We start from the raw sequence: 13,054 nt of genomic DNA on the forward strand, positions 1-13,054 counted from the left end.
TTTTTACATAAAGTGATAAAAACGCAAAGGCGTAAAGAGGGTTTTGGCCGCTATTAACTTATTATATATAGTATAATGTTATGGGTTTTGATTTGGGTTTGGGCTATTTCACATCCCCCTAGCCCCCTTCGAAGGGGGAATTACATTTGGAAAAAGATGCAAAGGTTCAAAGTGTCATAGGTTCAAAGAATGTTTTGAATGTTATTATACTATTATATATAGTGTTGCCATTTTCTTCGGGCTCCTAACTTCTTTACATCCCCCTAGTCTCTTCGATGAGGGAAATGTTTATTTAGAGTAGGATGCAAGGTTCTATGCAGCAAGAGAGATTCTATCCTATTATACTTATCCTACTTTCATTTTGTCTTGACACAAAACGAAACAAACCTACCTCACGGCAGGCAGATCAAGACGGATTTAAAAACTATCAAAAAATCTACGGAAACACCCGCCACAGATAAAAAGAACTCGCTGCGCTCAAACAGCTTTTTATCTTTTACCCCCACTGCTTCCTTGATTTTAAATACTTTTTAAATAGGTCGGTTAAACATTTATTGTAAATCCAATTTCAAACTTCTAACTCCTACACATCCCCCTAGCCCCCTTCGAAGGGGGAATTGTTTTTTCGAAAAGATACAAAGTGACAAAGGTTTAAAGTGGCAAAGACCCAAAGAATGTATTGACTATTACTATATAGTGATGCCATATTCTTCGAGCTTCCCACTTCCGGCTCCAAACTTCTCTACATCCCCCAACCCCACTTCTAAGCGGGAGTTCACATTTGTAAAAGATGTAAAGATTCAGAGATTCAAAGTAGCTAAGGACATTAAACAATAAACTTTAAACTTTATAAACCTCAAACTACCTCCGCGTGAGGGATTGGAGTGGCATCCTTTGCGAGGTACGAGCAAAGATATAACGCAAAGCCCGACCCGATAGGGGCACGCCATTATAGAAAATTGGGTGCTGGGTGTTAGGTATTAGGTTTTGGGTGTTGTGTATTGGGTTTGGGGTGTTGGAAATAAAATTAGTCTCACTAGCGTAGGGATACAACATTATAATATGTAAAGCCGTGGATATTGAATGATGAAATCGGTTAACTTTTATTCTATATTTATTCAGATTTTGTAACTTTATAAAAAAATATACTATGTTTTCTAAAAATAAAGCACAGCCAGTTAGTCAGATTGAACTTGACCAGCATGAATTAATTGAAAATGCACAAGCTCGAATTCGGAAGAAAAAGAGACTCTATTACCACTTTGTGATTTTTTTAATTGGATGTGTGGTGATGATTGTGATGAATAAGTTTTTGAAATACGGAGAATCGCACAATTGGTTTGTGTGGGGAATTTCGGCCTGGGGATTTTTGTTCTTGATGCACGTGATAAATGTTTACGTAACGGACAGATTTATGGGGAAAGAATGGGAAAGGAGTCAGCGTGAAAAATTGGTCGCTAAACAGAAAGAAAGAATTGCTAAATTGCAGGTGAAAGTGGAAAAAGAGTTTCCGCTACCAAATATTCCTGAAAACACTCCTGAATAAATGATTACAATGATTGCTGCTACGGCAGAAAATAATGCGCTTGGTAAAAACAATGATTTGGTTTGGCATTTGCCAGACGATTTTAAACGATTTAAAAAACTTACCTCGGGACATCCCATTATAATGGGGCGAAAAACTTTTGAGAGTTTACCTGGAAAACTTCCGAACAGGCGCCATATAATTATTACTCGGCAAAAAGATTATCATGTTGACGACGATTGTGTAGTTGTTAATAATCTTACTGAAGCTTTGGCTTTTGCTAAAAACGATGCGCAACCTTTTATAATTGGTGGAGGCGAAATATACAAACTCGCCATGGAGGTAGCTGAAAAAATAGAACTCACTCGAGTACATGCTACTTTTGAAGCTGATACTTTTTTCCCAGAAATTGATTTAAATAAATGGACGCTCGTTAATGAGGAACACCATGAAGCGGATGAAAAACATGATTATAGTTTTACGTATTTGACTTATATTAGAAAAGATTAAGTCTCTCTTTAATTTATTGACATTAACAAACGCCCACACACCACAAAACCATGTACAAAGCTACCTTCTATTTTTTCTTATTGATTATAAGTATTACTAATGCACAAAACATCATAGAAAAGGATATTGAAACTACTGTTTCTGATGTTACCGTATTTCTCGATGGTGCACAAATACAACGTAACAAATCGGTATATCTTGAAAAAGGAATTTATAATTTAAAATTCACAAAACTTTCTCCTTACATCCAAGAAAAGAGTATAACCCTTGGTGCAGAAAATGGTAACCTAACTATTTTATCTATCAACAACCAAATAGGTTTTGAAGAAAGTGGAGAAAAACCCTCTGATCTACAAAAATTAGAGTTAGAGCTTAAGCAACTCGAAAAGGAATTAACCATCGAACAAACTCATCTGGAAATAGTACATGAAGACATTGCCTTTTTAAAAGAAAATAGAAATCTAAATGGTAAAAATGAAGCTTTATCAATATCCAATTTAAAAGCTGCGAGTGATTTTTTCAATAGCGAACTAACAGCTCTTAAATTAAAAGAAATAGAACGTTACAATACAATTACGGAGCTAAATAAAGAAATTACTGTTTTAAGAAATAGAATAAATGAGTTTTCGAGAACACATGATTACAATTTATCTGAAATACTTGTGAAAATTGAAAACAAAACAGCCACTGAGGTAAAATTCACTTTAAATTATTTAGTCAAAAATGCAAGCTGGTATCCATCTTACGATTTAAAAGCTTCTGAAGGAAACGATTTTATAAACATCACCCATAAAGCCAATGTTCGTCAAGACACAAAAATTGATTGGAAGGATGTAAACCTAAAATTTTCATCTTCAAATCCGAATATTTCGGGTACACCACCAACACTTAAAACATATTACCTAGACTACAACCTTCCTCCACCAAGCTATAATGACATCAATGAAGTTAGTGGAGTTGTTTATGATGAAAACGGAACTCCTCTCCCAGGTGTTAATATATTAATTGAAAATACATCCATAGGGACTAGTACAGATTTTGATGGAAAATATACACTGTCTATTCCTAACAAATCAAAACGAATTGTATTCTCTTATATTGGTTATCAAACATTATACAAAGAAGTAAATAACAATGTAATTAATGCTCATATGCAAGTTGACAATCAAGCTCTAGATGAAGTTGTTGTAGTTGGCTATGGGAATAAAAAAATAAAGAATCAACTTTCTGGAGCTGTAAAAGGAGTAGAAATAACAGATGATCAGGTTGTAAAAACAACTCCTGAAGTATATAGTGTAAGAAACACTTCTATTAATTTTCATATTGACAAACCTTATTCAATTGCTTCTGATAATAAGAATAACACTATTGAAATGACCACTAATGAAATTAAATCCAATTTTTATTATCAAAGCACTCCTAAATTATTAGAGGAAGTCTTTTTAATTGCTGAAATTAATGATTGGATAAAGTATGATTTGCTAGATGGAGAAGCTAATATATTTTATGAAAACACCTACGTAGGGAAAACAGTTTTAGAGTTAAATTCTCAAAGTGATACTTTAGATATTTCATTTGGAAGAGATCAAAACATCAATATCCATAGAAAGAGAAATAAAAATTTAAAGTCTAAAAAGTTTCTCGGAAGTAATGTAGAAGAACTTGTAGGTTGGACTACTACTATTAAAAACAACAAGAACAAACCTATATCCTTAAAACTAATAGACCAAATTCCTGTAAGTAATAGAAAAGAAATTGAAGTTGAAGTTACAAAGTCTTCAAACGGTAAAATAAATCATCAAACTGGAGAAGTTCAATGGGATTTAACTATAAAACCAAACAAGAGTGAAGACATCGATTTGAATTATAACATAACTTACCCAAAAAACACAGCTGTATATATCGAATAATCCACTCAATTTAAAAATCTAAAGCGCTAATAACAGCGCTTTTTTCATTTAAAGCTAAAAGAGATTGCAAAACAGCTACATTTTTATTTGTGTAAAACTCTAAAGTTCCGGTTGTGTTGGATGTATTTAAAAGTTGATGTGCAGCCAAAACATTTTTAGTCTGTTTGGCAACTGCTACTCCAGAGTCGATAATAGTTACCGAAGGTGGTAATATTTTTTTTAACTGCGGAATTAAATACGGGTAATGTGTGCAGCCCAACACCAAATAATCGATATTTTTATCAATCATAGGTTGTAGATATTTGGTAAGAAGCACTTCCATCTCGTCACTTTCAATTTCACCTGCTTCAATTAATGGCACCAAACCGTCTCCAAATTGTTCTAACACCAATCTATCTTTTGCATAGAGTGCGGTAGTTTTTGAAAACAAACTACTTGCCAATGTCCCTCTTGTTGCCAAAACACCTACTACACCTGTTTTTGAGTTTAACGCTGCTGGTTTAATGGCAGGTTCAATTCCAATAAAAGGAATGTTGTAATTCTCTCTCAAATAATCAATCGCATTGGTTGTTGCAGTATTGCATGCCACCACAATAATTTTACAATTTCGAGACAATAAATACTCGGTGTTTTTGATACTGAGTTCTAAAATTTCCTTCTGAGTTTTCTCGCCATAAGGCGCATATTTGCTATCGGCTAAATAAATGGTATTTTCCGAAGGAAGCAACGCATGGATTTCTCTCCAAATTGAAGTACCTCCTACTCCAGAATCGAACATACCTATAGCTTGTGTACTCATAAAGATTAATTACAGCATCGCAACGAAAAACAATCAAAAGAGAACGTTACGATATTTAAAAATTACATTTTCATTATTACGTAAAAATAAAAAAACTGCCAACATTTCTGATGGCAGTTTCTATTATTTTATAAAACTGATGTTTCTTAGAATCCTAATTCTTTTTTAACATCTGGCATAATATCTGTTCCTTCTGCTAAGATAACACCAGACCCTGGAGAAGCATCTAACACATATTGAAAACCTTTAGCTTTTCCAACTTTTTGAATAGCGTCGTTTGCTTTTTGAAGAATTGGTTGTAATAACTCAAGTTCTTTTTCTTGAAGTTGTTGTTGTGCTTGCTGACGAGCTTGCATAATTGCTTGTTGCATTCCGTCTACTTCTTGTGCTCTCTTTTGGTTTTCTTCTTGAGATTTTGAAGCTGCTTCGTTGTTGTACAAACTCATTTTAGTTTGTAACTCTTGCATGCTAGTTTTGATATCAGCTTGGTATTTTTCACCTAACTTTTGTAATTCAGCTTGTGCTGTTTTCATTGCCGGCATGTCTTTCATTAATTGCTGAACATCAATGTGAGCTACTTTACTCTGTGCTGCTGCAAAACTAACTGATCCTACTGCTAATACAACTGCAATTACTAATGTTTTAAATTGTTTCATGGTTTTCTAAAATTTCAAAAATATTTACTTGTTAATTAATACCCACTTTGTGAGCTTTTTAAATTTTTCAGTTTTAACTGAACTCTTTATTCAATTACTTAAGTGATATCACCTAAGCAGATTATTCTCCCTCTTCGTTACCCGTTGTGTTTGAATTATTCTCTTCTTTTAATTTTTCGCGCTCTTCCAATTTTGCTTTTCTTCGCGCTTCACGTTCTTCAAGCATTTTTTGTCGGCGCTCTTCGTAAGCTTTTTTACGAGCTTCAATTTCTTTTAACTTCGCTTCTCTTCTTGCTTCAACATCTTGCTCGGCAGCCTGCTTTTTCTCTTCGTAAGCTTCTTCTCGAGCTTTTAATTCTGGATCGACTTCTTCAAATTCCTCTAAAGCACTGTTGTTTGTATTTGTACCATTTCTATCATCTTGTTTACGTGTTACGTTTATCTTCCGAAGAATTTGGTCACTAATATCATAACGCTTATCAGAATACAACATCACTACATCTGCCGATTTGTCAAAGATAAAATCGTATTGTTTTCCTGCAGCTAATTCTTGTACAGCATTGAAAACTTGATCTTGAATTGGTTTTACCAACTGACTTCTTTGTCGTACTAAATCTCCTTGAGGTCCAAATCTGTCTTGCTGATAATCTTTCATCTGCCTTTCTAAAGCGTTGATTTCTTCTTCACGCTCCTGAATTAATTCTTTTGTTAACAGAATTTTTTCAGCATTTAAATCGGCCCACATCTTCTCGATTGTTGCTTCTTGGTCTTCAGCTTCTGTTTTCCATTTTTGCACTTTGTTTGCCAATTGCGTGTTTGCCATTTGGTACTCTTCTACATTTTGTAAAATGTACTCCATGTCAACATAAGCAATTCGAACATTATTCCGTTGTGCATTTACAGAAACAGCGCTAAAAGCTATCAATATATAAAGAACATATGTTTTCATCCTTTTTAAAGTTTTTATTTCTTAATACGAAGAAAACAAAAATTTATTACTTATCAATCTTTCTATGCAATAGATGTTTATAAAAACACAAATTATATAGAAAATATCGTGCCACAAATTAAAATTGCTGACCAATAATAAAGTGTGTCTGCCATCCGCTAGGTTCAACATCTCCAGGAATTGGATCGAAACCGTAACCAAAATCGATTCCTAAAAGTCCAAATGCTGGCATGAAAATACGCACCCCTAAACCTGATGATCTTTGTAAATCAAACGGATTGTAAGAATTAAAATCGTCGTAAGCAGCACCACCTTCTAAAAATGTTAAGGCATAGATAGACGCTGTTGGTTTTAATGTAATTGGGTAACGCAACTCTAATGAAAATTTATTGTAAACGGTAGAACCATCTACTCCAGAAAGCGACTGGTTTGGATAACCACGAAGTGCAATATTCTCTCTACCATCTAAGGTGTAGTTTCCTAAACCATCTCCCCCAAGGAAGAAACGCTCAAAAGGAATTACACCTCTATCTTCGTTATAAGCTCCTAAGAACCCAAACTCCATTCCTGTTTTCATTACTAATTTTGCAAACAAGTTGGTGTACCAGTTTCCTGTAAATTTAACTTTATAAAACTCCAACCATTTGTATTTCTCCTGATCTATTTTTCCTTGATCTGGAATAATTTCATTTTGAGAATTGGTTGTTTGATAATCTGGATCATCGCCTAAATTTGCATAATCGATATTATTAAACATCGAGTAAGGCGCTGTTAATTTTAAACTGATGCTAAATTCTGAACCTGCCATCGGGAAAATTGGATTCACCGAAGTATTATTTCTAGAAAGTGCAATAGTATATGCTAAGTTGTTTGAATATCCATCAGGGAAAGTAAACAACGAAGTATTATAATTTTGTAAGTTATAATGCTGATAACTCAAAGCGTGTGATAACTGGAAATAGTTATCTGGCCAATTTAAACGTTTTGCCAACCCAACAGTTGCTCCTGTAATTACAAAGCGTTGATCTTTATCGGCATCTCCAGTAACTGGATTGTATCTAAACTGAAGAGTACGGTTTACAGAAGTAGAAAACTGAACTGGTTTTTTACCTCCCATCCAAGGCTCAACAAAAGAGAAACTATAGGTTTGGAAATATCTACTCGCTTGTAAACGTAACGAAAGTCTTTGTCCGTCTCCCATTGGAACTGGCTTGTAAGCTTCACCATTAAAAATATTTCTGATAGAGAAGTTATTAAATGAAAGTCCTAATGTCCCGATGAAACCTCCACCACCGTAACCACCTTGTAGTTCTATCTGGCTAGATCCTTTTTCAACAACACTATAATTAATTCCAACAGTTCCTGCTTGCGGATCTGGATCCAAAATTTCTGGTGCAATACTTTCTGGATCGAAATACCCCAATTGCCCTAATTCTCTAATTGTTCGAACAACATTGTCTTTTGAGTACAATTGCCCTGGTTTGGTACGCAATTCTCTGTAGATAACGTGGTCGTTTGTTTTATCATTTCCAGAAACAGATACATTTTCAAAATAAGCTAATTTCCCTTCAATGATACGTACTTCAAAATCGATGGTATCATTTTTTGCTGAAACTTCAACTGGGTTAATTTGTGAGAACAAATATCCGTTGTTTTGGTACAAGTTGGTAATATCTTGACCGTCTGGTTTTGTATCATCAGCAATACGTTTATCAAATAAAACTCCGTTATAAACATCTCCTTTTTTAAGTCCTAAAACTCTACTTAATTGCTCATCGGTATAAGCAGCGTTTCCAACAAAGTCTATTTCTCCGAAGTAGTATTTATTCCCTTCTTGTAAATCGATTTGAATATCGATTGTGTTATCATTATTAAAGATAATCGAATCTTTTGTGATACGCGCATCTCTATATCCACGCTCTTTGTACGCATCAACAACAGAAGTTAAGTCGGCATCAAAATCTTCAGGGATAAATTTAGATTTTTTCCAAAAACGCAACGCCATTTTTTCTTTGGTGTTTTTCATGGCAGCGCGTAATTTTTTGTCTGAGATTTGCTCATTTCCGTTGAAAGAAATGTCTTTCACTTTAACTTTTTCTCCTTTATCGATAGCTACTACCATTTTTACAGCGTTTGCTTCGGTAGTATCTGGAAGGGTGTTAATGTTAACTTTGGTATTATAGAAACCATCTTTTTTATACTTGTTCACCAAGTAATTTTTGGTATTGGCAATGTAACTTTCGGTTACCTTTTTCCCTTTTTTAAGGTCGGCTTCTTTTTCTACATCGTCAATTTTTTTCTTTTTGATTCCAGTTATTTTAACGTCGGAAAGTACAGGCAGTTCGGTAACATTTAATTCAAGATAAATTTTATCACCTTCTACCTTTGTTTTATAAATATTGATATCGCTAAATAGGTTAAGCCCCCAAAGCTTATTAATTACTTCACTAATTTGCTCCCCAGGCACTGTAATTGCTTGTCCGTTTCGCAAACCAGTATAAGTAATAACTGTTTGCTCATTGTAACTTTTCACCCCAGTTACCTCAATACCTCCAAGAATATACTTTTTACCCTTATCAAAGGTAGTTTCTTGTGCATTTACATAAGTAAAAGATAGTAGTAAAATAAATACACCCAAATATCGATTCAGCATGATATTCTTAGTTAAGTTGTTCGCTTGTCTTTCCAAATCTACGTTCTCTGTTTTGATAGTTTATTATTGCCTCCCACAAGTGCTCTTTGGTAAAATCTGGCCAAAGTGTTTCTGTAAAATACAACTCAGCATAAGCAATTTGCCAAAGTAAAAAATTACTTATTCTTTGCTCCCCACTTGTACGAATAAGCAGGTCTACATCTGGCAAATTTTGCGTGTAAAGATGATTATTAATTATTGATTCGTCAATAGAATCAACAGAAATTATATTATTTTTAACTTTCGTACACAGCTGTACGACAGCATTTTTAAGCTCTTCTCTAGCACCATAACTCAGCGCTAAAGTAAGTGTCATTTTTGTATTATTTTTGGTGCGCTCTATAACTTCTACAAGTTCTTTACGTACCGATTTAGGTAGATTATCTAAACACCCAATGGCGTTTAAACGTATGTTTTGTTCGTGTAAGGTTTGAAGTTCTTTTCTTAGCGAAGATACTAGTAACTTCATCAAGGTATCGACTTCTAATTTTGGTCGATTCCAATTTTCAGTAGAAAAAGCATAGAGTGTTAAGTTCTCAACGCCAATGCGCACGCAACCTTCCACAACTTCTTTTACAGCTTTTGCTCCATTTTCATGACCAAAAACTCTAAGTTTTCCTTTTTGTTTAGCCCATCTTCCGTTGCCATCCATAATTATGGCTATATGCTTGGGCAAATTTTCTTTATTTACTAACTCTTCATTCATTATGCATCAATCAAAACAACTGTAACACGGTCGTTCTCCAAAGGTATACGTAAGTGTTACCCCAGAAAACACATACCAATCGTCACTAAAGATATTTCCAAAAGAAGTTCCAGGAGTTCCACCCTCTGGATTACTTCCATCGATATTATCAGTAAAAGTATAACGCGCACCAACTTCTGCAGCTAGTATAAAACGCGTGCTTATTTTACCTTTAACACCTAAGGTCATCGGGATTGCAAATGTAGTCTTATTTCCAAATACTTGCGCATTATTCCCTATATAATATAGGTCGTCGTGCAAAAATACAGAAACTCCACCATATATATAAGGAGTAATTGGTCTTGAAAAATCGTCTAAATCGAATTCCAAAAAGTTAAACTCCATCCCTATGGATCCTTCTAAAATATCGTTTGAAAAACTATAATCGCGACTTTGTCTAGCTGCGTTATCAGAATCTCTATCGGCACCATGCAATGTAGAAAGTGTAACCGAAGCTCTATAAGCGTAACGTTTACTGATATTCCACTTAAACAAACCTCCAGCTGCAAAGCCATTTGGTTTGATATACCAAGAAGAACCAACGTCTCCGATATAATTACTACCACCAACAAATACACCTGCCTCAAACATTTGAGCGCTTGAAATTGTAGTGGTTAACATAAGTACGATAGCTAAGATTCTAAAATTCATATCTTTCAAAGTTTGCAAATATATACATTATGATATTTTATGCTAATATCATTTAAAATGAATGTGTTTGTAAAACAATTTTTGTGATAAAATATTGCGTTCATGTAGTTTAATTACGTCGATCTTCGCCCCATAAAAGTTTTTTACGGAGTGTTTTAAGGAAACTCTCGTCACTTAGGTCGACTAATTTAATGGTGAAAGGGGCTCTTTCTATAAGTATTTCAGTTTCATTGTTTAAGGTTGCAATTCGAGAATCTAAAGACACTAAAAATGTATCCTCTCGACCTGAAACTTTCAGTTTAATTTTGGTTTTATCGGGAATTACAAGCGGACGCGCATTTAGGTTGTGCGGAGCAATTGGCGTAAGCACCAAAGCATCTGTACTTGGCGCAATTACAGGTCCGTTACAACTTAACGAATATCCCGTAGACCCTGTTGGCGTTGAAACTATAAGTCCGTCTGCCCAATACGATGTTAGGTATTCGTCGTCGAGCCACGTAGCAACCGTAATCATCGAAGTTGTATTTTTTCGACTTACCGCAATTTCGTTTAAAGCGAAATTCACTTCGGTTTGCTCCTCCATAGGTGTTGCGGTGGTAATTTGTAAAAGTGCTCTTTTTTTAACTTCAAATCTGTTTTTAAGCACTTCTTCGATGGCTGCTTCTATGTTTTCTTTTTGCACAGTTGCCAAAAAACCCAAACGCCCTGTATTGATACCCAATATCGGAATATCGAGATCGCGTACAAAAAGCACAGTTCGCAGCATGGTTCCGTCGCCTCCAACACTTAAAAATAAATCGAATGAAGTGTCTAAATCTTCAAAAGAAGTAAAAGTTTTGTAGATTTCAGAAACAACTATCGCCTCTTTAATTTGTTGTAAATACGCTGCTTCCAAATATACTTCTGCATTATTTCGCTTTAAAACCTCTAAGAGTTTTAAAATATATTCTTCCGAATCTTCTTTGTAATACTGTCCGTAGATCCCAATTTTCATTCGCTAATTTTTATTGCTGAAATTTTAATCTTCTTATATTTTCAAGAACTTATCTAAATAATTGGAGCGCTCTTTGAGTCCCTCAATATAGGTATCTTCTTCGGTTCCGGAAACAATATTGTAACTATATCTTCTAAATGCTTGGATAATATTATTCAATCCTGTATTTCCGATTTTCAGGGTGATTTGCGTTAAGTCGTCTTCATCCGCAGAAATAAATGCCCCGAGAAGTTTCCCGTCGTTACTTTCTACAATTTGAGAGATTTCGCTAAACGAATAATCAACACTTCCTTTTTCAACAATTAAAATTCCGCCAGGCTCATTAAAAAACGGTGTTTCGTTAAACAAGCCCATAATATCTATAAGTTCGTAATACCCAACATACAAATTATTGGCATCGAGAATTGGCATTACATTGGCGTTATATTTTGCAAATGCCTCCAAAACATCGAGCCAACTGGTGCTTTTTTGCACAAAAAACACATCTAAGGCATACAAATAATCGTTCACTTTTTTCTCCGGATCATAACCTTGCACATCGTCTTCGGAAATATTTCCGAGCAACCTATTATCTTCTACCACTGGAATATGCGTATTGGTACAATCTGAAAACATCCCACGCACCATTTTTACCGGATAATTCGGCAATAGCGGAAGGATATCGTTATTGATGTAAGAATGTAAATTCATAACCAAGTTATTTCGACGCAAATTAATCAATTTCTAGCATAAAAAGGCAGGCTTCCCCCGATAATCAGTATTAAATATTTACAAGCGTACACAGAAAAACCACAACTTTTACTTTTTAAACCCCGAAGGTTTGCTCCGCGGAAGTTCACTTTGTATTTTTGTGTTTTCAATTTAACGAATATTTATTTTTATGACAAAGTTGAGCGTTAACATAAATAAAATTGCAACCCTTAGAAATTCTAGAGGTGGTAATGTGCCAAATCTATTAAAGGTAGCAACCGATATTCAAGCTTTTGGTGCCGAAGGAATTACCATTCACCCGCGCCCAGACGAGCGACATATTCGTTACCAAGACGCTAGAGACTTGCCAAGTGTAGTACACACCGAATATAATATTGAAGGAAACCCAATAAAAAGTTTTATCGACTTAGTCCTCGAAGTAAAACCAACACAAGTAACTTTGGTTCCAGACGCCGAAGACGCTATCACATCGAATGCGGGTTGGGACACGCTAAAACACAAAGATTTTTTAAAAGAAGTTATTGCTGAATTTAAAGCGAACCAAATAAGAACTTCCATTTTTGTTGATCCTATTTCGAAAATGGTTGAAGGCGCTGCCGAAACAGGAACAGACCGCATCGAACTTTACACGGAAGCTTACGCGAGTGAATTTGAAAAAGGGAACAAAGACGGTATAAAACCTTATATCGAAGCTGCAAATACAGCCAACAAAGTTGGATTGGGTATTAATGCAGGTCACGACTTAAACCTTGAAAATACGACATACTTCCAACAAAACATTCCAAATTTACTTGAAGTTTCAATCGGTCATGCTTTAATTGCTGAATCACTTTATTTAGGGTTGGAAAATGTGGTACAAATGTATTTACATCGATTAAAATAGGTCTTTGAAAAGTGGGGAGACAGAAGCCT

Annotated in this window: 12 protein-coding genes; 4 read left to right on the top strand and 8 right to left on the bottom strand. The window is 34.8% G+C overall.

Translation table 11 applies throughout. From position 1 onward, the window contains the following. The first annotated feature begins 1,150 nt into the window (after positions 1-1,150). The 3 genes from JMA43_RS12735 to JMA43_RS12745 are packed head-to-tail and all read left to right on the top strand — an operon-like array spanning position 1,151 to position 3,945. Complete coding sequence (locus tag JMA43_RS12735) at positions 1,151-1,546, top strand: 2TM domain-containing protein (RefSeq protein WP_342157032.1); 396 nt, start codon at positions 1,151-1,153, stop codon at positions 1,544-1,546. Continuing rightward, positions 1,547-2,035 (top strand): dihydrofolate reductase, encoded by a 489-nt coding sequence (locus JMA43_RS12740; RefSeq protein ID WP_342157033.1) that lies wholly within the window; start codon positions 1,547-1,549, stop codon positions 2,033-2,035. It begins immediately after the preceding gene. 50 nt (positions 2,036-2,085) lie between these two features. After that, positions 2,086-3,945 carry a DUF4139 domain-containing protein gene (locus tag JMA43_RS12745; RefSeq protein WP_342157034.1) on the top strand — a complete coding sequence of 620 codons (1,860 nt, stop codon included), beginning with the start codon at positions 2,086-2,088 and terminating at the stop codon, positions 3,943-3,945. A 10-nt stretch (positions 3,946-3,955) separates the two neighbouring features. Here JMA43_RS12745 and murI read toward each other — a convergent pair whose 3' ends face one another. The 8 genes from murI to JMA43_RS12785 form a co-directional block, all read right to left on the bottom strand. Then, entirely contained in the window at positions 3,956-4,744 is a 789-nt protein-coding gene (gene murI / locus JMA43_RS12750; protein WP_342157036.1) for a glutamate racemase, read from the bottom strand. 146 nt (positions 4,745-4,890) lie between these two features. Further along, positions 4,891-5,400, bottom strand: a complete 510-nt coding sequence (locus JMA43_RS12755) for an OmpH family outer membrane protein (RefSeq protein WP_342157037.1) — start codon at positions 5,398-5,400, stop codon at positions 4,891-4,893. Between the two features lie 121 nt (positions 5,401-5,521). Then, positions 5,522-6,349: an OmpH family outer membrane protein gene (locus JMA43_RS12760; protein ID WP_342157038.1), complete on the bottom strand. Its 828-nt coding sequence runs from the start codon at positions 6,347-6,349 to the stop codon at positions 5,522-5,524. Between the two features lie 118 nt (positions 6,350-6,467). After that, positions 6,468-9,002 (bottom strand): outer membrane protein assembly factor BamA, encoded by a 2,535-nt coding sequence (gene bamA, locus JMA43_RS12765; RefSeq protein WP_446719412.1) that lies wholly within the window; start codon positions 9,000-9,002, stop codon positions 6,468-6,470. A gap of 7 nt (positions 9,003-9,009) precedes the next feature. After that, on the bottom strand, positions 9,010-9,747 hold the full coding sequence (locus JMA43_RS12770) for an isoprenyl transferase (protein WP_342157040.1): 738 nt from the start codon (positions 9,745-9,747) through the stop codon (positions 9,010-9,012). A gap of 6 nt (positions 9,748-9,753) precedes the next feature. Further along, on the bottom strand, positions 9,754-10,437 hold the full coding sequence (gene porG, locus JMA43_RS12775; protein WP_342157042.1) for a type IX secretion system protein PorG: 684 nt from the start codon (positions 10,435-10,437) through the stop codon (positions 9,754-9,756). A gap of 109 nt (positions 10,438-10,546) precedes the next feature. After that, positions 10,547-11,431: an NAD kinase gene (locus JMA43_RS12780; RefSeq protein WP_342157044.1), complete on the bottom strand. Its 885-nt coding sequence runs from the start codon at positions 11,429-11,431 to the stop codon at positions 10,547-10,549. 33 nt (positions 11,432-11,464) lie between these two features. Continuing rightward, positions 11,465-12,121, bottom strand: a complete 657-nt coding sequence (locus JMA43_RS12785) for a CBS domain-containing protein (RefSeq protein WP_342157045.1) — start codon at positions 12,119-12,121, stop codon at positions 11,465-11,467. 190 nt (positions 12,122-12,311) lie between these two features. Here JMA43_RS12785 and JMA43_RS12790 point away from each other — a divergent pair, with 190 nt between their 5' ends. Further along, positions 12,312-13,025, top strand: a complete 714-nt coding sequence (locus JMA43_RS12790; protein WP_342157046.1) for a pyridoxine 5'-phosphate synthase — start codon at positions 12,312-12,314, stop codon at positions 13,023-13,025. The last annotated feature ends 29 nt before the right edge of the window (positions 13,026-13,054 follow it).

It is taken from the genome of Joostella sp. CR20, from assembly GCF_038433465.1.
In the GTDB taxonomy this organism is placed as follows: Bacteria; Bacteroidota; Bacteroidia; order Flavobacteriales; family Flavobacteriaceae; genus Galbibacter.